Annotated in this window: 23 protein-coding genes and 1 pseudogene; 13 read left to right on the plus strand and 11 right to left on the minus strand. The window is 58.4% G+C overall.

The window, feature by feature from the left end:
- The first annotated feature begins 179 nt into the window (after positions 1 to 179).
- Entirely contained in the window at positions 180 to 452 is a 273-nt protein-coding gene (locus tag IAE40_RS13830) for a hypothetical protein (RefSeq protein WP_200603378.1), read from the plus strand.
- A 180-nt stretch (positions 453 to 632) separates the two neighbouring features.
- Here the strand turns inward: IAE40_RS13830 and IAE40_RS13835 are convergent, their stop codons facing one another.
- The gene (locus IAE40_RS13835; RefSeq protein WP_065861475.1) at positions 633 to 1,955 is read right to left on the minus strand and encodes a DEAD/DEAH box helicase; all 1,323 of its coding nucleotides are present in this window, start codon (positions 1,953 to 1,955) and stop codon (positions 633 to 635) included.
- 140 nt (positions 1,956 to 2,095) lie between these two features.
- On the opposite strand from IAE40_RS13835, the gene IAE40_RS13840 reads away from it, so the two are divergent.
- The 4 genes and pseudogenes from IAE40_RS13840 to IAE40_RS13855 all read left to right on the plus strand — a co-directional run.
- The gene (locus IAE40_RS13840; RefSeq protein ID WP_054893287.1) at positions 2,096 to 3,370 is read left to right on the plus strand and encodes a mechanosensitive ion channel family protein; all 1,275 of its coding nucleotides are present in this window, start codon (positions 2,096 to 2,098) and stop codon (positions 3,368 to 3,370) included.
- Positions 3,371 to 3,795: 425 nt separating this feature from the next.
- Positions 3,796 to 5,040 (plus strand): MFS transporter, encoded by a 1,245-nt coding sequence (locus IAE40_RS13845; RefSeq protein ID WP_200603420.1) that lies wholly within the window; start codon positions 3,796 to 3,798, stop codon positions 5,038 to 5,040.
- A 7-nt stretch (positions 5,041 to 5,047) separates the two neighbouring features.
- Entirely contained in the window at positions 5,048 to 6,301 is a 1,254-nt protein-coding gene (locus IAE40_RS13850) for an arsenic transporter (protein ID WP_200603379.1), read from the plus strand.
- Between the two features lie 23 nt (positions 6,302 to 6,324).
- Positions 6,325 to 6,552 (plus strand): annotated as a pseudogene (locus tag IAE40_RS13855) (mechanosensitive ion channel family protein); the annotation flags it as partial.
- Between the two features lie 134 nt (positions 6,553 to 6,686).
- Here the strand turns inward: IAE40_RS13855 and IAE40_RS13860 are convergent.
- The gene (locus IAE40_RS13860; protein ID WP_200603380.1) at positions 6,687 to 6,908 is read right to left on the minus strand and encodes a hypothetical protein; all 222 of its coding nucleotides are present in this window, start codon (positions 6,906 to 6,908) and stop codon (positions 6,687 to 6,689) included.
- A gap of 865 nt (positions 6,909 to 7,773) precedes the next feature.
- On the opposite strand from IAE40_RS13860, the gene IAE40_RS13865 reads away from it, so the two are divergent.
- From IAE40_RS13865 to IAE40_RS13880, 4 genes are all read left to right on the plus strand, one after another.
- Positions 7,774 to 8,682 (plus strand): hypothetical protein, encoded by a 909-nt coding sequence (locus IAE40_RS13865; RefSeq protein WP_153772366.1) that lies wholly within the window; start codon positions 7,774 to 7,776, stop codon positions 8,680 to 8,682.
- Positions 8,679 to 9,161 carry a hypothetical protein gene (locus IAE40_RS13870; protein WP_153772365.1) on the plus strand — a complete coding sequence of 161 codons (483 nt, stop codon included), beginning with the start codon at positions 8,679 to 8,681 and terminating at the stop codon, positions 9,159 to 9,161. The genes IAE40_RS13865 and IAE40_RS13870 overlap by 4 nt, the downstream gene beginning before the upstream one ends.
- Positions 9,148 to 11,196: a hypothetical protein gene (locus IAE40_RS13875; protein ID WP_153772364.1), complete on the plus strand. Its 2,049-nt coding sequence runs from the start codon at positions 9,148 to 9,150 to the stop codon at positions 11,194 to 11,196. Before IAE40_RS13870 ends, IAE40_RS13875 begins: the two co-directional genes overlap by 14 nt.
- A 268-nt stretch (positions 11,197 to 11,464) precedes the next feature.
- Positions 11,465 to 12,034 carry a hypothetical protein gene (locus IAE40_RS13880; RefSeq protein ID WP_234465147.1) on the plus strand — a complete coding sequence of 190 codons (570 nt, stop codon included), beginning with the start codon at positions 11,465 to 11,467 and terminating at the stop codon, positions 12,032 to 12,034.
- 249 nt (positions 12,035 to 12,283) lie between these two features.
- On the opposite strand, the gene IAE40_RS13885 is transcribed toward IAE40_RS13880, so the two are convergent.
- From IAE40_RS13885 to IAE40_RS13915, 7 genes are all read right to left on the minus strand, one after another.
- On the minus strand, positions 12,284 to 12,553 hold the full coding sequence (locus tag IAE40_RS13885; RefSeq protein WP_200603381.1) for a DUF3077 domain-containing protein: 270 nt from the start codon (positions 12,551 to 12,553) through the stop codon (positions 12,284 to 12,286).
- A 113-nt stretch (positions 12,554 to 12,666) separates the two neighbouring features.
- Complete coding sequence (locus IAE40_RS13890) at positions 12,667 to 12,909, minus strand: hypothetical protein (RefSeq protein WP_200603382.1); 243 nt, start codon at positions 12,907 to 12,909, stop codon at positions 12,667 to 12,669.
- 582 nt (positions 12,910 to 13,491) lie between these two features.
- Positions 13,492 to 14,862 (minus strand): chromate efflux transporter, encoded by a 1,371-nt coding sequence (gene chrA, locus IAE40_RS13895; protein ID WP_200603383.1) that lies wholly within the window; start codon positions 14,860 to 14,862, stop codon positions 13,492 to 13,494.
- Positions 14,855 to 15,796 (minus strand): chromate resistance protein ChrB domain-containing protein, encoded by a 942-nt coding sequence (locus IAE40_RS13900; protein ID WP_200603384.1) that lies wholly within the window; start codon positions 15,794 to 15,796, stop codon positions 14,855 to 14,857. The genes chrA and IAE40_RS13900 overlap by 8 nt, the downstream gene beginning before the upstream one ends.
- 402 nt (positions 15,797 to 16,198) lie before the next feature.
- A complete protein-coding gene (locus IAE40_RS13905; RefSeq protein WP_200603385.1) occupies positions 16,199 to 17,134 on the minus strand; it encodes an AEC family transporter in 936 nt (311 codons plus the stop codon).
- Positions 17,135 to 17,141: 7 nt separating this feature from the next.
- Positions 17,142 to 18,017, minus strand: coding sequence for a carboxylate/amino acid/amine transporter (locus IAE40_RS13910; RefSeq protein WP_200603386.1), 876 nt, complete (start codon positions 18,015 to 18,017; stop codon positions 17,142 to 17,144).
- A gap of 331 nt (positions 18,018 to 18,348) precedes the next feature.
- Positions 18,349 to 19,398: an NAD(P)H-dependent flavin oxidoreductase gene (locus IAE40_RS13915; RefSeq protein WP_200603387.1), complete on the minus strand. Its 1,050-nt coding sequence runs from the start codon at positions 19,396 to 19,398 to the stop codon at positions 18,349 to 18,351.
- 263 nt (positions 19,399 to 19,661) lie between these two features.
- Between IAE40_RS13915 and IAE40_RS13920 the strand changes: the two genes are divergently transcribed.
- A complete protein-coding gene (locus IAE40_RS13920; protein ID WP_200603388.1) occupies positions 19,662 to 20,549 on the plus strand; it encodes a LysR family transcriptional regulator in 888 nt (295 codons plus the stop codon).
- A 101-nt stretch (positions 20,550 to 20,650) separates the two neighbouring features.
- Here the strand turns inward: IAE40_RS13920 and IAE40_RS13925 are convergent, their stop codons facing one another.
- Complete coding sequence (locus IAE40_RS13925) at positions 20,651 to 21,250, minus strand: FMN-dependent NADH-azoreductase (protein WP_153772355.1); 600 nt, start codon at positions 21,248 to 21,250, stop codon at positions 20,651 to 20,653.
- A 110-nt stretch (positions 21,251 to 21,360) separates the two neighbouring features.
- Complete coding sequence (locus tag IAE40_RS13930; RefSeq protein ID WP_200603389.1) at positions 21,361 to 21,675, minus strand: 3-phosphoglycerate kinase; 315 nt, start codon at positions 21,673 to 21,675, stop codon at positions 21,361 to 21,363.
- Positions 21,676 to 21,724: 49 nt separating this feature from the next.
- Here IAE40_RS13930 and IAE40_RS13935 point away from each other — a divergent pair, with 49 nt between their 5' ends.
- Genes IAE40_RS13935 through IAE40_RS13945 form a run of 3 tightly spaced genes read left to right on the plus strand, consistent with a single transcriptional unit; the run spans position 21,725 to position 24,025 of the window.
- Positions 21,725 to 22,648, plus strand: a complete 924-nt coding sequence (locus tag IAE40_RS13935; protein ID WP_200603390.1) for a LysR family transcriptional regulator — start codon at positions 21,725 to 21,727, stop codon at positions 22,646 to 22,648.
- A 13-nt stretch (positions 22,649 to 22,661) separates the two neighbouring features.
- Positions 22,662 to 23,474, plus strand: coding sequence for an alpha/beta fold hydrolase (locus tag IAE40_RS13940; RefSeq protein WP_200603391.1), 813 nt, complete (start codon positions 22,662 to 22,664; stop codon positions 23,472 to 23,474).
- The gene (locus tag IAE40_RS13945; RefSeq protein ID WP_200603392.1) at positions 23,468 to 24,025 is read left to right on the plus strand and encodes a peptidylprolyl isomerase; all 558 of its coding nucleotides are present in this window, start codon (positions 23,468 to 23,470) and stop codon (positions 24,023 to 24,025) included. The genes IAE40_RS13940 and IAE40_RS13945 overlap by 7 nt, the downstream gene beginning before the upstream one ends.
- Positions 24,026 to 24,064 lie beyond the last annotated feature (39 nt).

Consider the following 24,064-nt stretch of genomic DNA (forward strand, 5'->3'; position numbering starts at 1 on the left):
GGCGTGTGCGAAACCCTGTCGCCATGTTCCAGTCCCTGGGCGGTGAAAAAGTGGGGACGGAGGATACAGAGATGGCCTTTTGACGTCAATTTGCCATCACATCAATGGCAAACGCCTACATGCTGAACCTTTGCTGGCCGACCAGACTCCACCGATAGACTGCACAAGGAGCAAGCGCCATGAACGTTATATGCCGCATCACCCTGCTCGTCACCCTGTCCTGCGCCCTGCCCGCCTGGGCCTGCACACCGGAAGAAGCCACGCAAAAGCGCGAGGAACTGGCCAAGCTGGTGACTCAGCTGACCGAGCAGAACCCGCAGAAGGCCAAGGAGATAAATGACGAGCTCCAGGGTATGGAGCTAGGGACGGCGAGCAAGGACTTGCCGGACAAATGCCAGCTGATCGACAAGCGGGTGAAGGAGTTGAAAGAGGCGGAGCAAAAGGCGGGCTGAATCAAGCAGCCTGACAGCCTTTGTGGGAGCGGGGTTCGGCGCCCCGACTTGTCCCGCGATCGGACGCGACACGGCCGCAAACCAGGCAGCCGGGATGTTTCTGGAACACCACGGTGACTGGGTTACGGCCGCTTCGCGCCCGATCGCGGCACAAGGCCGCACCCACAGGGGTGGGGGGCGTTATTCTGCCTTCGGCGTACGCTTCTTCAGCGGTGCCAGGCCATCGGAGCTGGCCAGCGGCGCGTTCGGGCGCGGCTTGGCGGTCGGTTTACGCTTGGCGGCGGTCTTCTTCTCGCCGGTCTTCTTGTCGACCTTTTTCTTCTTCGCGCCCACTGCCTTGCCCGAAGCCTTGACCTTCTTCGGCCCGCTGTAGGTGCCCTTGACCTCCTTGATGACGCGGCGCTCGAACTGCTGCTTGAGGTAGCGCTCGATGCTCGACATCAGGTTCCAGTCGTTGTGGGTGATCAGCGAGATCGCCAGGCCTTCGCCACCGGCACGGCCGGTACGACCCACACGGTGCACATACTCGTCACCACTGCGCGGCATGTCGAAGTTGATCACCAGGTCCAGGCCATCGATGTCCAGGCCACGGGCCGCCACGTCGGTGGCCACCAGCACCTTGGAGCTGCCCTGCTTGAAGCGCTCGATGGCCAGCTTGCGGTCCTTCTGGTCCTTCTCGCCGTGCAGGACGAAGGCCTTCACATCCTTGGCCACCAGGTGACCGTAAATGCGGTCGGCCAGGGCGCGGGTGTTGGTGAAGATGATCGCCTTGTCGAAGGTCTCGTTGGCCAGCAGCCACTGCACGATCGCTTCTTTATGCTGGTCGTGGTCGGCGGTGATGATCTGCTGACGGGTGCCTTCGGCCAGTTGCGAGACGCTGTTGAGCATCAGGTGCTCAGGGTCTTTCAATACCTTGCCGATGATGTCGCGCAGCGCCGCACCGCCGGTGGTGGCGGAGAACAGCAGGGTCTGCTCGCGGTTCTCGCACTCCTTGCACAGGCGCTCCATGTCTTCGGCAAAGCCCATGTCGAGCATGCGGTCGGCTTCGTCAAGGATCATCACCTGCACGTGAGAGAGGTCGAGGTTGCCGGCATTGAGCTGCTCGAGCAGGCGACCTGGGGTGCCGATCAGCACGTCCGGCACCTTGCGCAGCATCGCCGCCTGTTCCTTGAAGTCTTCACCGCCGGTGACCAGGCCGGACTTGATGTAGGTGAACTGCGAGAACAGTTGCACCTGCTTGAGGGTCTGCTGCGCCAGCTCGCGGGTCGGCAGCAGGATCAGCGCACGGATCTCGACCCGTGGCCCGCTCAGGTCGACCAGGCGGTTGAGCAGCGGCAGCACGAAGGCGGCGGTCTTGCCGCTGCCGGTCTGCGCCGTGACCCGCAGGTCACGCCCTTGCAGGGCCAGGGGAATGGCCGCCGCCTGCACCGGGGTCGGCTCGACAAATTTCAGCTCGGCCACGGCTTTGAGCAGGCGTTCGTGCAGGGCGAATTGGGAAAACACGGGTGTACCTCAGACAGATGCGGACAATTCGGTTGCATAGGGTAACGTTTTCCGCGGCTGTAGCCGAATATCTTTTGGCAACATTCGCGGTTTCCGCGCTCTAATGGCGCTCCGTTCGACCCACTGAATGCATTGATTACATGGATATCCAACGAATCTGGCACGACACCCTGGACCTCTGGGGCACCCTCGACCAACACCCAATGCTGCACGCCTCCCTCGGTGTGCTGGTCCTGCTGCTGGTCTCGCTGCTGGTCGGCCGCCTGGCGCGCTTCCTGCTGCTGCACAGCACCCGCCTGCTGGCCCGCCAGCCGCCGCTGCGCTGGCTCGACGACCTGCGCCACAACAAGGTCTTCCACCGCCTGGCGCAGACCACGCCGTCACTTATTCTGCAGTTCGGCCTGAAACTGGTGCCGGAGCTCTCGGCCACCGCCCAGCATTTTCTTGGCAACCTGGCCCTGGCCGTCACCCTGCTGTTCCTCACCCGCGCCCTGTCGTGCCTGCTCGACGGCCTGCTGGACATCTACGCCCGCACCGAACACGCCCGCACCCGCTCGATCAAGGGCTATGTGCAACTGGCGAAGATGGTGCTGTGGGTGTTCAGCGCCATCGTCATCGTCGCCACCCTGATCGACCGCTCGCCGCTGTTGCTGCTGTCGGGCCTGGGTGCGATGTCGGCGGTACTGCTGTTGGTATACAAGGACACCCTGCTGTCGTTCGTTGCCAGCGTGCAGTTGACCAGCAACGACATGCTCCACGTCGGCGACTGGATCGAAATGCCCCAGGTCGGCGCCGACGGTGATGTGATCGACATCACCCTGCACACGGTCAAGGTGCAGAACTTCGACAAGACCATCGTCTCCATCCCCACCTGGCGCCTGATGAGCGAGTCGTTCCGCAACTACCGCGGCATGCAGCAGTCTGGCGGGCGTCGCATCAAGCGCAGCCTGTTCATCGACGCCACCGGCGTGCGCTTTCTCACCCTCGAAGAAGAACAGCGCCTGGGCGGCGTACGCCTGCTCGGCGACTACCTGGCCACCAAGCGCAAGGAGCTGCACGACTGGAACGAAGCCCAGGGCCTGGTCGCCGAACTCTCGGCCAACCGCCGCAAGCTGACCAACATCGGCACCTTCCGCGCATTCGCCCTGGCGTACCTGAAGAACCATCCCGACGTGCACCCGAACATGACCTGCATGGTCCGCCAGATGCAGACCAGCGCCGAGGGTGTGCCGCTGGAGATCTACTGCTTTACCCGCACCACGGTGTGGGCCGAGTACGAGCGGATTCAGGGGGATATCTTCGATTACCTGCTGGCGGTGTTGCCGGAGTTTGGGTTGAGTCTGTATCAGCAGCCTAGCGGTAGTGATATGCGCTCAGGGCTGGCGGCGCGGGTTGAGCGGATGAGCGAGGCCTAAAAAGCGCTCCCCCTATGGATGCGGCGGTTCGGCGCCCCGACTTGCCCCGCGAAGGGGGCGCAAAGCGGCCCTCTGCAATGAAAAGCCGCATCCGATAGCCAATGGAAGCTCAAACTCTTGGGTTTCCACCTAAAAGCCGCATAGCAGCTCGCGCCTCCCTGCCAGTACCTCGCTTGCGCAACGCGTAGCCGCACTTATCGGTTGCCCCGTTTAAGCCGCAAATGATCTGCGTGCTGAGCGATCGTGTGCCGAACCATTTGAGCAAGTCCTATGTCAACGACAGAGCCGCGTACAGATAGGGGCGCGCTGGCCTACAGTGCAGGAAGTGCGTTGGACTGATGGGCATCAGACAGCTGCTTTATCAGGCCTGCGCGCGTCCAGTAACTGCCCATCGCGCTCCCCCCTTGTTTTTAGAGACTGCGTCCATGGAACACTCAAGCTGCGCCGCTTCGCACGACCGTGCCCTTGACTGGCTGAACTTCTTCCTGGCTGACGTGCGTGACGGACTCGGCCCCTACCTCGCCATCTATCTGCTTGCCGTGCACCAGTGGCAGCCGGCGAGCATTGGCCTGGTGATGAGCCTGGCAGGCATCGCTGCACTGGTGGCGCAAACTCCGGCTGGAGCCTTGATTGACCGCACGACAGCCAAACACGCGGTGGTCGTGACCGCCGCCGTGCTGGTGACCGGCAGCTGCCTGCTGCTGCCGTGGATTTCGTCGTTCGCCGGGGTGGCCTTGACCCAGACGATCGGTGCCATAGCAGGCTCGCTGTTCGCTCCGGCGATTGCCGCCATCTCGCTGGGCATCACAGGCCCCAAGGCCTTTACGCGAAGGGTGGGTCGCAACGAGACGTTCAACCATGCGGGCAATGCCTGCTCAGCATTGCTGGCCGGTGGCTTGGCGTATCTGTTCGGCCCGGTGGTGGTGTTCTATCTCATGGCGGTCATGACCGTAGCCAGCATCGTGGCGATGTGGCGTGTGCCAGCAGCCGCCATCGACCACCAGGTGGCTCGCGGCCTTGTCCATGGTCCGGGTTGTGCTGAAAACCTTGCCAGGTTCTGGGTCCTCCTGCACAACCGCACGCTCTTGGTATTCGCTGTGTGCTGCGCGTTGTTCCACTTGGCCAACGCGGCGATGCTGCCGCTGGTGAGCCAGAAGCTATCGCAAGTCGACCTGCGCTTGGCCACTCCACTCACATCCGCTTGCATCGTCGCAGCGCAGTTGGTGATGGTGCCGATGGCGCTGCTGGTAGGGGCAAAGGCCGAGACCTGGGGGCGCAGGCCGTTCCTTCTGGCCGGCTTTTTCATCCTACCGCTGCGCGGAGCCCTGTACGTGGCGTCCGACAACCCATTCTGGCTGGTTGGCGTGCAATTGCTCGATGGAATCGGCGCAGGCATCTTCGGAGCATTGTTCCCGATCGTGATCAAGGATTTGACCGAAGGCACCGGGCGCTTCAATTTCAGCCTTGGCGCGCTGACGGCGGTGTTCGGACTGGGCGCTGCGCTCAGCCCTGGGATTGCCGGGCTGGTTGTTCAAGCAGCCGGCTACGATGCGGCATTCCTGACCTTGGCCGGCATTGCCGCGGTCGCCTTCGCAATAGTGCTGATGGCGCTGCCGGAGACTCATCCGGGCGTCGCGCCATCGCCCCTGCCTACCCCTGCCGGAAACTAGACGCCTCATGCCTCACAGCGAAAACGCCCCGATCATCTGGACGATAGCCGCTCTGGCAACCTGCGGTGTCATCCTGCGCCCCTGGCGGATCCCGGAATACGTCTGGGCCATGGGCGGTGCGCTGCTACTGACAGGCCTGGGCCTGATCACACCGCGCAGCGCTCTGGCGGCAGTGGCCGAAGGCGGCGACGTGTACCTCTTCCTGATCGGCATGATGGTACTGGCCGAGCTTGCACGCCAGGAGGGGCTGTTCGACTGGCTGGCCCGCTACGCGGTCCGCCACGCCCGAGGTTCGGGGCAAAGGCTGTTCGACCTGGTATTTCTGGTGGGTACGCTGGTCACCGTGTTCCTGTCCAACGATGCAACGGCGGTGGTATTGACTCCCGCGGTGTATGCGGCGTGCAAGGCTGCCAAGGCCGAGCCTTTGCCCTACCTGTTGATCTGCGCCTTCATCGCCAACGCCGCCAGTTTCGTGCTGCCGATTTCCAACCCGGCCAATCTGGTAGTCTTCGGCAGCCAGATGCCCCCGCTACTGGAGTGGCTGAGGCAGTTCAGCTTGCCATCGCTTGCGGCAATCGCTGTGACCTATCTGGTGCTGCGCCTGACCCAACGCCGGCAGATCCGCCAACCGCTGACCCTGAATGTGGATAACCAGCCGCTGTCTCCGGGCGCCCGTCTATGCGCAGTGGGCATCGTGCTCACGGCAATTCTGCTGCTGGGAGCCTCAGCGCTGGACCGGGCACTAGGCCTGCCGACCTTCTGTGCAGGCGTGGCAACCACAGCACTGATCCACTTACGCCAGCGGCGTAGCCCGATGCCGGTGCTACGCCATGTGGCGTGGGGCGTGCTGCCGTTGGTGGCGGGCTTGTTCATACTGGTCGAAGCTGTCGCCCAGACCGGCCTGATAGTGCAGCTTGCCCAGGAGCTGGCTGCTCTGGCCGCAGACTCGACGATCGGGGCGAGTTGGGTGGGAGGCGTGGGCGTGGCCATCGCCAGCAACCTGATGAACAACTTGCCGACTGGACTGATAGCCGGGTCCATGGGTTCGCTGGTGCCCCTGCCGCAGCAGGTGACCGCTGCGCTGCTGATCGGCGTCGACCTGGGGCCGAACCTGTCGATTACCGGATCACTGGCCACCCTTTTGTGGTTGGTGGCGATCCGTCGCGAAGGGGCGCATGTCAGCGCCTGGAACTTTTTGCGCCTAGGGCTGCTGGTGATGCCTCCTGCACTTGCAGCAGCACTGCTGGCGCTTTGGGTGTGAGTCAGTGCGTACGTGCTCCCACGTCCTGCATGGTCCGCCAGATGCAGACCAGCGCCGAGGGTGTGCCGCTGGAGATCTGCTGCTTTACCCGCACCATGGTGTGGGCCGAGTACGAACGGATCCAGGGGGATAGCTTCGATTACCTGCCGGCGGTGTTGCCGGAGTTTGGGTTCAGTCTGTATCAGCAGCCTAGCGGTAGTGATATGCGCTCAGGGCTGGCAGCGCGGGTCGAGCGAATGAGCGAGGTCTGAAGCCCCTGTGGCGAACTTTGCGGGATCAACTGTCTTGTTCCGGCCCAATCCCTGTAGGGGCGGCGGTTCGGCGCCCCGACTTGTCCCGCGAAAGGGCCGCAAAGCGGCCCCCTGCAATCAAAAGCCAAGCATCACTAGCCAGGCTCTCCCACCAATTCAATCACCCTCCCACACTCCTCCGCCGTCAACCGACTGATGATGCGGATCGCCTGATGAATCCCCGCTGTACCTCGAACACCCAATTGCGGATTGTGCTCGCACTCCAGCAACTCATCCTGCTGAGCCAGGGCCTCGCCCAGTAGCTCCAGGGTCCACGCGTAAGATTGGATTGTGGAAAGCCGTTCATGGTCAGTCATGAGGCACCTGCTTCGCTTCGCGGGTGAGCGGGCTGTGAGGGAGGTAGAAACGATGGGATCGCGATACCGAAACCGGTAAGCAGTGGCGGAGCGCGAATGCGAGGATCCTCGACGGATGTGCAGTGGTCATGCATGAGTTCCTTTCGTTGTGGAACTGCCACCGCTCGCGGCCAAGCAAGTTGAGGTGGCAGCAGTACGCGGGTTGGCCGACCGGGACGAAAGGAGCCCGGCACACCCGAAGGTGTCCCGCGCACCACTGCCATGACTCGACATCACGGGCACAAAAAAAGCGCCTGCGATGACGATTTGGCGCTGATGCGCCTTTCGATTCCGACCGGCCAAGGTCGTATCGCCGATGCTTCGGCGACTGAGGGAATTTAGCTGGGTGTGGGGGATGGTGCAAGTTGGGAATGGTGAGGGAGAGAGGCGTATCGATACGAAAGTGATTGGATTCAATGGTTGGGCTGCTTTAGAGCCCCCCATCGCTCCCATTCATCTCCAAGTTTCGACCCCATTAAAAGGGCCTTGCAGAATGATGGAGGATGCTCAAAGGGCTTTACCTCATATGAGAAAGCTACCCTCTGGCGCATTGAGGTATGAAAGCCCCCAAAACCGGTCAATCTTGAACGACAGTTTTCGACCCATAGCTGCCTGTCAGCAGCTTAGTCAAAGAGCTTGTCGCATACGGCCCTTCTCGACTAATCTTGCATAATGGCATTGAGCCTGTTCCAGTTAATGAAATCATGAGTTATAGAGAATGGATTCTTCCAAACGCCAAAATACTTTCTATCAAATAAAAATCTCTAGCTCCTCTTTTGAGGCGTGCCATTTTACAGACCTATGTAGTCGGCATGACGGGTAATTTATGGAAATTAGTCCTAACAAAGTCTGGGAAAGAAAGGAATGGGAAGAGCATATAAATGATCTGCTCAGAATAAAGCATGGTCAAGAAAACTATGTCCCCATACCAGACCGGCATAATGGCGATGCTGGGATTGAAGGTTTTTCCTTTTGTGGCAATGCTTATCAAGCTTTTTGCCCGGAAGAGCTCTGCACCATGGAGCAGCTTTATGATAAGCAGCGCGATAAAATGACAACCGATATAAGCAAATTTATAGAAAATAAAAAAGGAACCTTGTCAAGCATACTGGGCGGAACGAAAATCAAACGTTGGATTCTGGTCGTACCTAATCACCTCTCGAAACATCTGAATGCCCATGCATCCGCTAAAACTGCCGAAGTTATCAAGGCTAAATTGGCTTACGTTGACAATAACGATTTTCATGTATTGGTTTGGGATAGAAATACATTTAAGAGTGAAGAGGCAGAGCTGCTCGAGCAGGGAGTTAGGGTTCTTAGGTTAGAGCGAGAGACGGTGTCTGATATTGAGGTCAATGCGTTCCAGACGGATAAGTCAGATTTTGTAAATAACGTAGAGGTAAAGCTAACCAAGCTAAAGCCAGCATCTCCTGCTCAAATTGAGAAAGCGAGAGATGTTATGCTTAAACAGGCGATCTACGCTCAAAATATGCTTGGAAACTTAAAGCAAGAATACCCAGAGTATCACTCTCAAATTGCCTCCGGGGTTATAGAGAGAGAGGAAAGGTTACATATCGAATATTTTGAAAGCCAACAGAAAAGTCCGGCCCAGCAAATAACTGCCCTCAAAGAAGTTTTAGCAAAAAAGAGTAAGCTCCACGAAGACAACTTAGACTGTATTGCTGCTGGAACGGTGGCTGACTGGCTTATGCGCTGTAATTTGGACTTTGAATGATGGATATTCTCGACACCGTACCAAGCAAAGTTGTCTTTCGCCAGAGCGGAACTCCAGTAGAGCCGGAATTCAGGCCGCTATGGAGGCTTTCTTTAATTGCGCTAATTTTGCTTAAGCTGAGCTCCGGAAACAAGGCTGGCGCCAAAAAAATACAAGCTCTTAGTTCCATAATTTCATCCAATGAAAAGCGCAAGAACTATTCCTCTGAGGTCCAAGATCTATTCACTAGTGTTAATGTTAGGTTTGACCCGCTTGTAGACCGAGCTATTGATATAGGGTTGGGTGAGGGGATTTTCGAGCTGGAGCCGTCGAAAAGTGTAAAACTGTCGGATAAGGGCATGGCTTTTGCAAAGGCAATCGATACAGACAAGGACGTTTTTATAAAGGAAAAGGAGTTTATGAAAAATTTCAGCAAATCTTTCTTTACCGACGCTGTCGTAGACAAACTCATATCTGGTGATTTCCGTGAGCAAGCTTAAGATAAATAGGCTGAAAATAATATCCAGAACAAACGAAGGGAATTTTGGTGCGGACATCCCTTTTTCATACGGCCTGAATATTATTAGAGCTGACAACACCCTCGGCAAATCCACCTGCGTTCAGAGTATTGTATACGCACTAGGATTAGAGGGCAACTTAGGCCCGAGTAGAAAGAGCCCTTTAAAGTCAGCTTTGACTACGAGACTAAAAAAAGCGGACGGATGCTATGCGCTAGTAACAGAATCAAAAATCTATCTAGAAATCTCCAATATTAACGGCAAGGTAATCACAGTCGCCAGGAGTAGTATAGAAGAGAAAAACAGAATTATATCGGTATATGAAAAATCGATTAACGAAATAAATTTCCTTTCCGACTCTACCTTCTCTGATTTCTTTGTTAGAGATCCAGGCTCGGCTGCTAGAGAGCGCGGGTTTCATAATTTTCTTGAGAAATTTCTTGATATAGAAGACCCCCAAGTTGTCAAGTACGATGGAAGCACTTGTCCACTTTATCTGGAATCGATATTTTCGGTAAATTATGTCGAGCAAACTAGGGGGTGGGGAGGGATCCTCAACGTGCTTCCAACTTATCTTGGCATTAAAGATCTGGCAAGTCGGGTTCTAGAATACAATCTAGCCTTAGATATTCAAGAAAACAATCGAAAGAGACAGCTGTTAGCTGTCAAGAAAAATGATCTTGAGGCTACTTGGGCACTATCTGTCGAGAGGCTAGTATCCGCAGCGAAGCAGGTATATGCATTCGCTGACTCGTCTATAAGTGATGAAATAGGAAAGCAAGATTCAGTAAACAGCACGACTAATCTCTATGTATTAGACCCTCAGTTACAAAAGATTAATCTTTTTGATCATCTTATTGCTCTGAAGTCGGAACTATTAGCCCTTAAGAAAGAGTCCACCTCAAGTGAAGGGCACGGTTTGAGAGTTCAAACACAAGAAAAAGAACTTGGCCTTTTAATGAATAGACTCTCAGAAGAGGAGTCCGCCATCTCAATATTGCTATCAGATATTGATATCAGCGAGGACTATGTACGTTCGATAGAAAAACGCATCTCGTCAGTTAAAGAAGGGCTACGAAAGTATCGAGATATAAAGAAGATACAAGAGTACGGATCTACTGAGAGCTTCAAGTTTTTGGAAGGCCAGTGCCCCACTTGCAATCAACCTATTCAAGACTCGTTGCTTCCTCACATGCACAATCAGTCAGCGCTAGGGATAGACGACAATATTAAATATTTGGAAAAGCAAGTATCTGTCTTCGAGTCTCTTAGGAAGGGCGAAGAGAACAAGGCCTTAGCTAAGAGAACTTTAATACTCAGGGCGCAAGACAGGGTCAATTTCACCAGATCTGAAATCCGTTCATTAAAAGAAAGCCTTATCGATGTTAAAGGTGCTCCATCAAGGGCGCAGCTCAGAAAGGAAATTTTACTAGAGGCAAAAGTAGAGGCTATCGAGAGAACCCTGAATATTGAGTCCGAAATCAAAGAAAAATTGATATCCACAAAGTTAGAATGGTCAAATGTAGCGGGTGCAATTTCTAAATTACCCTGGGATGGGTTTAGCCGAAATGACTATATAAAACTCAGTGTGCTAACTGAGCAATTTAAGGAAAATCTAAGCGACTTTGAATACAAAAGTACATCTATAGAAGACTTTGAGATCTCAAAGCGGACCTATAAGCCTGCTATTGACGACGTTGATCTGGGATCAGAGGCATCTGCGAGTGATAACATTCGAGTTATTTGGGCATATTTGTACTCCTTGCTGACGTTAGATTTTCATCTGAATGGGCTTACCACAAATCACTTAGGGGTGCTAATGCTGGACGAACCGCGCCAGCAAGAGACAAAAGAAGTCAATTTCAAAACTTTTATTGAGAGAGCATCTGAAACGCGTAGTATGGAGCGACAGGTCATAATTGCAACTAGCGAAAAACATGACGACTTGAAGAAAATGATTGAAGGATTGCCTGTTAATGTAATTGATTTCCAAGGACCTCTAATTTCTAAAATTTAAATCGGATATAATCATGAAGGCGAACGAGCGTCGCGCGGGCAAAGCAACGCTCTGCTGCTGCTTTGCGTCAGAGCACAATAACGACAGTAATTTTTTAGGCGAGAAAAACTGCCCAAAAAAGATATTGAGAGCCCGGGCATGCAGTATAGGACGTGCCGCTCTTAATTCTACCGAACGCAACCTGCCACTCACGATGCCAAATCTAGCCATAGCTAATTCATTTTGATTTAAGATCATCCAGTCACCCGCCTTTTGAGATGGAAAGAAAATGCAACTGCCCCTTCCCGAGACGATAAAGCGCACCACGCACCTGATTCAAAGCATGATGGGCTTTTGGAAGGAGGCTTACGGTTGGGCCCCAATCGAGGCAGCAGAACTGCTGAATAAATCGATGCTCGAATGGCAGAGTTCGCTGGCAGAGGAATTGTCAACATGGTGCGGTAGCTTGAGCGATGGCCAGCTCATTCTTGCCTGGGTCAACCTAGGTGCTTTAGTCGAAGGTCAGATGAAGCTATTTTTGTCTGTGTACTACAAGGAGTACCTGTCGGATGCTTGTGCCATAAAAAAGAAAAATGGAGCTATCGAAGATCCAGACGGAGTAACGCTGGAGCCGCTAATTCTCTTTTTCAGGCAAAAAATCTGGTCACCGGAGGAAGATTGGGAGCCATGGATTCGGATGGTTCAACAACGTAGAAATGCAATTCACGCTTTCAAGGCAAAAACTATCGGCACTACCGAAGAGCTACACACTGCATTAGAGAAACTCCTTGAGTTTGTGAGGTTTATAAACGGCCGGCTACCGTATCCCGATCCTAATTACGCTCCTCGAGAATACTGAGTGAACATCAAACTAACTTAAGGACGAAAGGTCGCTCTGGGTCGAGAGCAGTCACTTACGAGCAACCGCTATTCATCCAAAGCCACCGCGCGCGTCCAAGCCTATTTCAGACGCCCTAACTCCCCCGCATCCCGCGCAGGCCCCGCGATCACCGGCATAGCCGGTGCCATGCACCGCGGTGCTGCCATCGCGGGACCAGCCCGCTCCCACAACCAACCCAACCCAACTCCAGGTCCGATAAACCCGCTTTTACCGGCGCATCCCCAGCTCCGCATCGTCCATCAATGCCTTGGCCAAGGCACTCAGGTAATACGAAGCCCAGACCAGCTGCGGGTTCTCATCCATCACCCCACTCAAGGTCATGTCACGCACATACCCCATCAACTCCGATGCCTGCTCACGCGCTCGCTCGCATGGGATGCCCGGCTCGATGCAGAACAGCGGCTGGGTCATGCCCTTGCCTTGGTAGAACCGTGTTGTGCCGACGGTGGTGTTCGGTATGGTGTCGTTTCTATCCATCTCTTCATCTCCCTGAAAACCTCGATGCTCGCTGAACAACTCTGTTGTGAAAGTGGCGGTTCGGCGCTCCGACTTGCCCGCGAAGAGGCCAGCCCCGCCACATCCCATTCAACTCAGTGGGCCGTCTGCGGCTCTGCCGGCATCTGAATCTGTATCAAAGCCGACTCCAGCAAAATCCTCAGCGCGTCCATTTCATGAATGGCAGCCATTATCAGGAGCGAGACGGGTGACTTAGGTTGGAGGAGGACAGCTTGATGAGCCACGGTTTGCGCGCAGAGTGCGTACTCGGTGGCTTGGATGATGGTGTCTTCGAGGGAGTGATTATTGTGAGGTGGGTCGGGAACAACCTTCAGCATGACTACGTCCTTTCAGAGATGCGGTCACCTGCCTGCTGTCAAACAGAAGGGTGGCAGCTGTACGTGGGTTGACAGACCGGCGGACATAGCAAGTTCCGGCGCACGCAAGCGTGCCCGCACGTACAGCTGCCATAAAGGGAAGCTGCAAGCCATGTACCATCACAGCCTGTCAAAGCTGTGTCGTTGATGTGAACGACGCGCTGAGACTAGAGCGCTGCCCGAGGGGCCGCAACGGAAAAAAGGCGGTAGGAGTATCTTTGGGAAATGGACTACACGAAAGGCGCATTTTCTGATTTTCGAACAATGAAACACGCTTCTGATGAAGCCCAAGGCCTCCACCAAACACCGCCCCCACACACTCCGCCTGCTGTCAGTCGACTTACGATGCGGTGCGCTGTGGATCCCTGACGTACCAATTTGTAAAAACTCCTGACCGATCGTGTCCCTGGAGTGGATTATCGCTGACTGATTCAAAGGCCTCCAACTGCATGTAACGTCGTTGCAGGCACCATTCGTTGATCGTTCTGCTCCTGTGAACGTCGTTAAAAGACACCGCAACCGGCCTTACGGCCCCCTCCGGCTTCATAAACGCAACATGTGCACTGCCAGACCCGCCAGTGCGCAGGCAAACAGCACCTGTATCACACCGCGCTTGAAGCGAAACAAGGCAACTGCTGCAGCAACCGCGATCACCGCAGATGGCCAGTCGAACACCCCGCTGAAGCCCTTCGGCCAAAGCACGTGATAACCGAAAAACATGGCGAGATTCAGGATCACCCCCACTACTGCGGCCGTTATCCCCGTCAGCGGTGCGGTGAATTTCATCTCGTTGTGAGTTGACTCCACCACCGGGCCGCCAGCAAGGATGAAGATGAACGACGGCAGGAAGGTGAACCAGGTGACGAGGCTCGCGGCGACTGCGCCGGCAACGAAGGGGTGTTGCGCACCGAACATCGGATGCACGTAGCCTCCGACGAAGCCGACGAAGGCAACAACCATAATCAGTGGCCCAGGCGTGGTTTCCCCCAAGGCGAGGCCATCGATCATCTGGGTTGGTGTCAGCCAACCGTAGTGCCCGACAGCACCTTGGTAGACATAAGGCAGCACAGCGTACGCACCGCCAAAGGTCATCAGTGCAGCCTTGGTGAAGAACCAGCCCATCTGCGTCAGAGTGCCATCCCAGCCAAACGACAGCGTCAGCAGTCCCATGGGCAGGACCCATAGCCCAGCACCTATGAGCAGCAGGCGTAACAGATGCCCCAAGCTGAAACGGGCATGTTCAGGTGTCGGGGTATCGTCATCGATCAAGGCAGGGCCATAGCTGTTCTTCGCCCCCCCATGACCGCCACCGATCACGAATTTGCCTGGGGCGAAGCGACCACCTGCATAGCCGATGAGGGCTGCCGCCAGCACGATCAACGGGAACGGCACGTTAAGCGCGAAAATGGCTACGAACGAAGCACCGGCCATGGCCCACAGCCAACCATTCTTCAGGGCTCGCGATCCAATCCGATGGGCTGCGTGGACGACAATGGCCGTGACCGCCGGCTTGATGCCATAAAATATCCCCGCGACGATCGGAACCTCGCCAAAGGCGACGTAGATCCAGGACAAACCAATCAGGATGAACAGCGAAGGCAGCACGAACAATGCACCGGCAATCACCCCGCCCCAGGTTCGGTGCATGAGCCAACCGATGTAGGTGGCGAGCTGCTGCGCCTCAGGCCCTGGCAGCAACATGCAGTAGTTCAGCGCGTGCAGGAAGCGCTTCTCGCTGATCCATCGCCGGCGCTCAACCAGTTCCTGGTGCATGATGGAGATCTGCCCGGCGGGCCCACCAAAGCTGATGAAGCCCAACTTGAGCCAGAACAGGAAGGCTTCATACAAGCTGATCGGCTGCTGAGCCGATTGCGATGGCGGCTGTTCGCCCACTGCGGAGGTGGTCTCAACCATTTTGCGCTTCCTCACTCGCGAAAGCCGTCAGCAGGCCATCGAAGATGCCCCCGGCGACGGTTGTCAGTTGATCGTCATCGCCAATGCTCTCTCTCAGGCCGGCGAGAACACGCTCGATACCCGGTGCCTCGGCAGGTTGGTTGCCTCCCACATCCAGGTAGTGGACGACGCCTGCCAGGCGTGTCAGACCTGGCTGCTGAACGGCAAAGCTCTCGATGAGGGTTTCGAATGAAACCCGCTTGCCAACGTGGCTGAACCTGGCCCCGTCAAAATCAAAGCCGAGCGCTTCGCTTGGGCAGTCGCTGGGACTGTCCAACCAAATGAATTGAGCGTCGGCATCGATGAAGCGACGGATCAGCCAGGCACAGGCCAGCCGGTCCACCCACGGGCGTTTTCGCGTTGCCCATCGGCGACCCTGGTATTCGCTGCGCTCCAGCTGGTTGATGGCCTCATAGTGCGCACTCGGTTCATCGGAGGACAGTGCCCTGCTAATCGCGGTTTCAAGCTCCTGCAGGGCCGAATCAGCTTGAGCCTTGAGCGCGCCTGGGAAGAAGTCGATCGCCGCCAGCTGGCTGAAGGCCTTCCTGAGCTTGCGCACCTGCCGGGCTATCTGCAGCGCATTGTCCGGTGAGAGGTTAGCCCGGCAGCCTGCGATCTCCTCCAACAGCTTGGCGTACTCGTCGCTTCGGTCGAATAGCCCGCTGAAGCGCTCTTCGCGTTCAGACAACGACAGCAGAAATGCCGTGCCGTTGATGGCCAGCACATCTCGCTCCACGGCTTCGAATGTTTCGCGGCCCGCGCTTTGTTCGGGCAGCAGGTACACACCATCACGCAGCACAGCTGCACCAGAGGCCTTCAGGGTTCTCCAGGCACGCATACGCTCGGTGGCGTTGGCCGTTGGCAGCCCAAGGATCAGTAATGACCATAAAATCATGTAGAGATATCAACGTAAGTTGTACTTATCTCTACATTAAACGAGATTTATCCAAAAGCAATGGTATCCATCGAGCGTGCTGAACAGGATCGAAAGCTGTCAGTCACGAGCCACTACCCATCCGACACTGCCGCTCGCCTCCAAGCCTGTTCAGACTCTCGAAATCCCCGCATCCTGCGCCGGCCTCTGTAGGAGCGGGCTTGTCCCGCGATTGTTCGGCGCTCCGACTTGCCCGCGAAGAGGCCAGCCCCGCCACAGCCAATTCAACTCGGTGAGCCGTCTGCGGCTCTGTCGGCATCTGAATCTGTATCAAAGCCGACTCCAGCAAAATCCTCAGCGCTTCCATTTCATGAATGGCAGCCATTAACAGGAGCGAGACGAGCGGCGCCTTTTTCGTGTCTGTCAGCCCGCCACACCAAGCAGGTACATGAGCCCGGTCAGGGTCAGCAGCGAAGCCACCGTCGACAGCAGGATGGTGCGCGAAATGAGCCCCGCCTCGCGGTTGTAGTACTCGGCCAGCATGAACGGCCCGGTCCCGGTCGGCAGCGCCGCCAGCAGCACCGCCGAGGTCGCCCACATGGTCGGCAGGCTGAACACCTTGAAGGCCAGCACCCAGGTCAGCGCCGGTTGCCCGATCAACTTGAGCCCTACCAACGGCCAGGGGCTGGCCTGCGCGCCGCTGCGTTTCTGCGCCAGGAATGCTCCCAGCGACACCAGCGCGCAAGGCGTGGTGGCCAGGGCGAGCATGTCGAGAAAGTGCATCACTGGCTCGGCCAGGCCCAGGCCGGACATGGCCCAGGCGGCGCCGGCCAGTGGCGAAATCACCAGCGGATTCTTCGCCAGCGCCTTGGCCACCAGCAATACGGCGCGGCCGATCTGGCGTTCTTCCTGCAGGCCGATCTCGATCAGGGTCAGGGAGATCGCGAACACCAGGCAGACCACGATCAGCGACGAGATCAATGCCGGTTGCAACCCTGGCTGGCCGAACAGCAACAGGCACAGCGGGATGCCGATGTAACCGGTGTTGGCATAGCCTGCGCTCAGGCCATCGATGCTCGAAGCCACCAGGCTGTGGCCGCTATACAGGCGCCAAGCGAGGGTGATGAAGAACATTGCCAACGCACCGGCGCCGAAGGCGACGATGAAGCCGGGGTGCCAGATTTCGCTCCAGGTCGCGGTGGCGGTCACCTTGAACAGCAGCGCCGGCAAGCACAGCCAGACCACCATGCGGTTGATTTCGGCGGCGGCCTGTTCGCCGAGCTTGCCGGTCTTGCGGCACAGGTAGCCGACCAGGATCAGGGCGAAGATTGGCGCGACGATGACCAGGATGGTATGCATGGGCGCCTCAGGCCTTGCTGGCCAGCGCCGGGCTGCGGCGGTCGCCCAGGCGACTCAGCCACACCGAGGCGAGGATCACCGCACCGCCGATGAACAAACGCCCCAGCGGCTCATGCTGATTCCAGATCAGCAGGTTGAGCAGCAGGCCCACCGGCACGTGCAGGTTGTTCATCACCGCCAGGGTGCCGCCGGAAACCAGGCAGGCGCCCTTGTTCCACCAATACAACCCCAGCGCGGTCGGGCACAGGCCGAGGAACAGCAGCACCAGCCATTGCACGTCGGTGCTCGGCAGGTGCTGGGCGTTGCCGAACAGCAGGAAGGCCGGCAGCACGACGATCAGCGCGCCCAGGTAGAAGTAGCCAAAGCGCTTGTAGTGCGGCAGGTCGCTGGGGTGGCGGACGATCAGGTGACGGTACAGGACCTGCCCGGCGGCGTAGGTGAAGTTGGCCAGTTGCAGGAGCAGGAAGCCCATGAAGAACTCGCCGCTGATGCTGTCGAAGCGGATCACGGCGGCGCCGGCCACCGCGACCAGGGCCGCAAGCAGCGCCCAAGGGTTGAAGCGGCGGTTCAGTGCATCTTCGATGAGGGTGACGTGCAGCGGGGTGAGGATGGTGAACAGCAGCACTTCAGGCACGGTGAGCACGCGAAAGCTCAGGTACAGGCAGACATAAGTGATGCCGTACTGCAGCGCGCCGATCAGCAGCATCGAGCGCATGAAGCGCGGTTCGACCTGGCGCCAGCGGGTCAGCGGCAGGAACACCAGCCCTGCCAGCAGTACCCGCGCCAGCACGGCGAAGTAGCTGTCGACATGGCCGGCCAGGTATTCGCCGATCAGGCTGAAGGAAAACGCCTGGATCAGCGCGACGATAATCAGGTAGCCCATGGTTGCCTCTCGTGGATCAAGGCGGCGACCTTAGCGGGTACGGGGTGTTCTGGGCAACCGGGAGGAAGATGAAGATGCGGCGGTGGATGGCACCGGCTGTGCCGGTGTTCGCGGGCCCAGCCCGCTCCCACAACTCACATCCGTGGTTGCCACAGCGCTCTTGTAGGAGCGGGTTTACCCGCGAACACCGGCGAAGCCGGTGCCATCCACTGCGGCGACCTTTTCGCGGGCAAGTCGGAGCGCCGAACCGCCGCTTCCACAGGGGATTGGGCTGGTCTTTAAATTTTGAACAAGACAGTTCCACCACAGCCTTTCAGCCAGAGCTTGCCTGTCAGCGCTGCGCGTCGAGCTCGGCCATCAGCACTTCGACCAGCTGCTCTGCCGGCATGGCCCGCGCCCGATAGGCGCCGGTACCGGCCCATTGTGCAGCGAAGTCGCTGCAGCCCTGGGCAGTCGCCACGCTATTGAGCGCCTTGTTGGCATCGTAGGCGCGGGGATAATCCGGCACGCCCGCAGCGCTCTTCACCTCGAACGCGCGGTTGACCATACCCCGCGCAGGCCGTCCGGAAATTGCACTGGTGATCTGCGTCTGCCGCGCCCGTGGCCCGGTCAGCGCCTCACGATAGGCCGCGTTGGTCGCCGATTCCGGGCATAGCAAGAACGCTGTACCCAACTGCGCTGCACAGGCGCCCTGCGCGAACGCCTTGGCGATGTCTGCGCCGTCCATGATCCCGCCGGCCGCGATGATCGGCAGTTGCACGTGATCGGCCAGCACGCGTACCAGCGCCAGGGTGCTCAATTCATCATCATGTTCCTGGTCGAAGATTCCGCGGTGGCCGCCCGCTTCGTAACCCTGGGCGATCAGTGCATCGACCCCGGCTCGCTGTACCTGCAGCGCCTCCTCCACATTGGTCACGCAGGCCAGCAGCACGATACCGGCCGCCTTGAGCGCCTCGATGAACGACTGCGGCGGCAGGCCGAAATGAAAGCTCACCACTGCCGGCTTTTCTTCCAGCAGCATCTGCAGCATCTCGGGGTCTTCGACGAACGAGCGATAGATTTCCCGCAGGCCCTTCGGCGGCTGGGCGTGAAACTCGGCAAAGCGCGCTTCGAGCGCTTGCAGCCAGGCATCCTCGCGCACGTCATCTCGCAGTGCAGGGCGGTGGCAGAACAGATTCACGTTGAACGATGCTCGGGTCAGCGCGAAGGTTTCGCGTATGGACTGGCGAGCCTGCTCGACCGAGCACGCGCCGATCGCGATCGACCCCAAACCACCCGCATTCGATACCGCCGCCGCCAGCGCTGGCGTAGAAACGCCCGCCATGGGCGCCTGGATGATGGGGAAACGGATGTTCAGCAAAGCCTGGATGTCAGTGGTCATTGAGGTTGCTCATCATGGATTGCTCATCGCTGCCCAAGCGATGGCGGGGGGCTCATGGCGGGCGCGCGTGTCCGTTGGCGTGGAGCGAGCCCAGGGTTGACCTTAAGCGCACCCATGGATTTTCACAAATGATGATAAATGATGAGTTCCATCACTGATCGTGAAGCAGCAGACGGGACCGGTTGCCTCCAAGCCACTGGATAACCGTGCATGAAATGATGCATAAACATGCCATCAATCATAATCAGTGATAGGTAGACCTCATGGAAATGCGCCAGTTGAAGATTTTCTGCGCCGTGGCCGACCTGGGCAGTTTTACCGCGGCCGCAGCCAGGATCAACACCGTGCAATCCAACGTGACCATGCGCATCAAGGAGCTCGAGGCGGAGCTCAACCGCGAGCTTTTCATCCGCAGAAAATCCGGCGTCGTGCTCACGGCCGCGGGCGAGACGTTTCTCAGGTACGCACGGCGCATCCTGCAACTGACCGAAGAAAGCCGCAGCGCCCTGCTCGATACCGGCGTCCCCAACGGCCCGCTGCGCCTGGGCTCGATGGAGACCACCGCCGCCATTCGCCTGCCGAACATCCTCACCCGCTACCGCGAGCAGCATCCCGATGTGCAACTGTCGTTGCTTACCGGCACCACTGCCGAACTGATCAAGGCCATCGAGTCCCACCGGATCGATGGCGCTTTCGTCGGAGGGTTTCACCAGAATCCGATGCTTGCCCAGCAAGAGGTGTTCAGCGAGGAACTGGTGCTGGTCAGCAGCGACCAGTTCGATTCGCTCGACAGCTTGATGGCGCGAATGCCCTCGCAGACAGTGCTGGTGTTTCGCAGCGGCTGCTTCTACCGCTCTACCTTGGAGAACTGGTTCTACCGGGTTGGCCTGGTGCCCAACCAGATCATGGAGATGGGCACCCTGGATGGCATCCTTACCTGCGTGTCGGCCGGAATGGGCGTGACCCTGTTGCCCAGGTCGGTGACGCAGAACTGCAGCGTGCGCCATGCAATTCGCTGCCATGAACTGCCAGCGGAATTCTCCCGCGTGTCCACGGTATTCATCCGTCGCCAGGATTCGCTGCCGACTTCGGCGATGAGCGCCTTCATGGAGATGGCGCAGCAGCGCAGGGAAGTTGCGGATCTGCACTGAGCCTTGCGCGCAAAAAAAAGCCCGGTCATTCGCATGACCGGGCACATACACCCAAAGGAGCAACAGGTGTCAGGGTTGGGAATTCGTGGATGCCTCGCGCTTCAAGCCACTGCGGCCAGCTTCGCCTTGGCCTGGTTCAGGCCTTTCTCGTGGAAATCGCCACTCATGTTCAGGCCCTCGGCGTGAATGAAGTTCACCTCGTGGATCCCGATGAAGGCCATCACCTGGCGCAGGTAGGGTTCCTGGTGATCGCTGGTAGCGCCGGTATGGATGCCGCCACGGGCGGTCAGGACGATCGCACGCTTGCCGTTGAGCAGCCCCTGCGGCCCGGTCGGGGTGTACTTGAAGGTGATGCCGGCACGCAGCACATGGTCGAGCCAGGCCTTGAGGGTGCTGGGGATGGCGAAGTTGTACATGGGCGCGGCCATCACCAGTACGTCGGCGGCCAGCAACTCATCGGTCAGCTCGTTGGAACGGGCCAGCGCTTCGATTTCAGCCGCGCTGCGCTGCTCTTCGGGCTTCATCCAGCCACCGAGCAGGTTGGCGTCCAGGTGCGGCACCGGGTTGACCGCCAGGTCGCGGACCTTGATCTCGTCGGCAGGATGCGCCGCTTGCCACTGCTGGATGAAGTCGCGGGTCAGTTGACGGGAAACGGAATCCTGCTGGCGGGCGCTGCTTTCGATGATCAGTACGCGGGACATGGGGTGCCTCCATCGGCAAAAAGGGTTGCGATTCGATGGAGGTGAGATTAAGGCTTGACCTATCGATAAAAAAGCGTAAAAAGTGGGTTCAATCTATCGATTAATCTGTTTTATTCAGGTTTGCAGTTCAGGTCGATGCGCAGCTTGATGATCTGCCGGTTGAACTTGGCAGTGACGTCGACGCTCTTGCCGGCCGGCACATTGACCCGACGCACCCTGGGTGCTTCCGGGCCGTTGCGCATCGTGACCTTGCAGGCAGCCGGCACCTGCCCATAGTTGTTCAGGCTGATGCTGCCGATGTCGTAGGCAGTGTCGTACGCGGTGTAGTCGAGCTTGACCCCTTCGATCTCCTTTTGCACATCGATGGGATAGGCCATGGCGCTCAGGGGCAGGGACGTCAGCAGTACCGCAAACCATTTCTTCATTTCGCGCTCTCCTTGTAGTGAGCGCAGCTTAGGACAACAGGAGCCGAAGATGAAAGCGCCGCGCGTGACCCTGGATCAATGGCGGACCCTGCAGGCGGTCGTCGATCACGGCGGCTTCGCCCAGGCCGCCGAAGCCCTGCACCGCTCGCAATCCTCGGTGAGCTACACCGTGGCACGCATGCAGGAGCAACTGGGTGTGCCGCTGCTGCGTATCGACGGGCGCAAGGCAGTACTGACCGAGGCCGGCAGCGTGCTGCTGCGTCGCTCGCGGCAACTGGTCAAGCAAGCAAGCCAGCTCGAAGACCTGGCTCACCACATGGAACAGGGCTGGGAGGCCGAAGTGCGCCTGGTGGTCGATGCCGCCTACCCCAGCGCCCGCCTGGTGCGTGCGCTCAGCGCCTTCATGCCGCAAAGCCGCGGCTGCCGGGTGCGCCTGCGTGAAGAAGTGCTGTCCGGGGTCGAGGAAGTACTGCACGAAGGCATCGCCGACCTTGCCATCAGCAGCTTCAACATTCCCGGCTATCTGGGCGCCGAGCTGAGCGCGGTGGAGTTCATCGCCGTCGCCCACCCCGAGCACAGCCTGCACCGCCTGGGCCGAGAGATCACGTTCCAGGACCTGGAAAGCCAGTTGCAGGTGGTGATCCGCGACTCTGGCCGCAGCCAGCCACGCGACGTCGGTTGGCTAGGCGCCGAACAACGCTGGACCGTCGGCAGCCTGGGCACCGCGGCGACCTTCGTCGGCAGTGGCCTGGGCTTTGCCTGGCTGCCCCGGCACATGATCGAACGCGAGCTGCGCGAGGGCCTGCTAAAGCCTCTGCCGCTCGATCAGGGTGGCAGTCGCCACCCGCTGTTCTACCTTTACTCGAGCAAGGAAAAGACCTTGGGTCCGGCCACGCAGATCCTCATCGAGCTGCTGCGCAATTTCGACACCGCGCCACTGGACGTGCCCTTCGCAGCCCCCCCGCAAGCCTGAGAGGACCGCGCCCATGGCCTGTTTCGAACGTGATGGATGCCTGCTGCACTATGAGGAACATGGCCAGGGCGAGCCCCTGGTACTGCTGCACGGGCTCGGTTCGAGCAGCCAGGACTGGGAACTGCAGGTCCCCGAGCTGAGCCGTCACTATCGGGTGATCCTGATGGACATCCGCGGCCACGGCCAGTCGGCCAAGCCTCGCCACGGCTACCAGATCAAGACCTTCAGCGAAGACTTGCTGGCCTTGCTCGACCATCTAAACACTGGCCCGGTGCACTTCGTGGGCTTGTCCATGGGCGGCATGGTCGGCTTTCAGTTTGCCGTCGACCATCCGCAGTGGCTGCGCAGCCTGTGCATCGTCAACAGCGCCCCCGAGGTCAAGCGCCACAATCTCGAACACTGGATCTGGTGGGCCAAGCGCTGGAGCCTGGCACGCCTGCTCAGCGTCGAGACGGTCGGCCAGGGCCTGGCCGCGCGCCTGTTTCCCAAGCCCGAGCAAGGCGAACTGCGCCGCAAGATGGCCGAGCGCTGGGCGCGCAATGACAAGCGCGCTTATCTCAAAAGTTTCGACGCCATCGTCGACTGGGGCGTGCAGGAACGCATCGGGCAGATCCAGTGTCCGACCCTGGTGATTGCCGCCGACCACGACTACACCCCGATACAGCAGAAAGAACGCTACGTTGCCCTGATGCCCCACGCGACACTGGCGGTCATCGAGGATTCGCGGCACGCTACGCCCCTGGACCAACCCGAGGTCTTCAACCAGACCCTGCTGCGCTTTCTCGCAGCCGCATCCACCTCTCAAGGATCATTGAGCCCATGCTGAAGAAACTCCTGCTCACCGCCTGCTCGTTCGCCTTCGCCGCCAGTGTCATGGCCTCCGACAAGACCCCTCACGTGCTGCTGGACACCAGCTTCGGCCAGGTGGAGATCGAACTGAACGCCGAAAAAGCGCCGATCAGCACGAAGAACTTCCTGGCGTACGTCGACAGCGGCTTCTACAACAACACCATCTTCCACCGCGTGATCCCGGGCTTCATGGTCCAGGGCGGCGGCTTCACCGACCAGATGGTGCAGAAGAGCACCAATGATCCGATCCGAAACGAAGCCAGCAACGGCCTGCAGAACACTCGCGGTACGCTGTCGATGGCGCGCACCTCGGATCCGAACTCGGCCACCAGCCAGTTCTTCATCAACGTGGCCGACAACGATTTCCTCAACCCTGGTCGTGACCGTGGCTACGCGGTGTTCGGCAAGGTGACCAAGGGCATGGAGGTGGTCGACCAGATCGTCAACTCCCCCACCACCGTCAAGAAAGGCATGCGCGATGTACCGACCGATCCGGTCTACATCAAGTCGGCCAAACGTATCGACTGATCGCGGGTCTCACAGGATGTGAAGCCGCCCGCGAGCGGG

Origin of the sequence: Pseudomonas sp. S44, assembly GCF_016624805.1 — a bacterium.
Lineage (GTDB): Bacteria > Pseudomonadota > Gammaproteobacteria > Pseudomonadales > Pseudomonadaceae > Aquipseudomonas > Aquipseudomonas machongensis.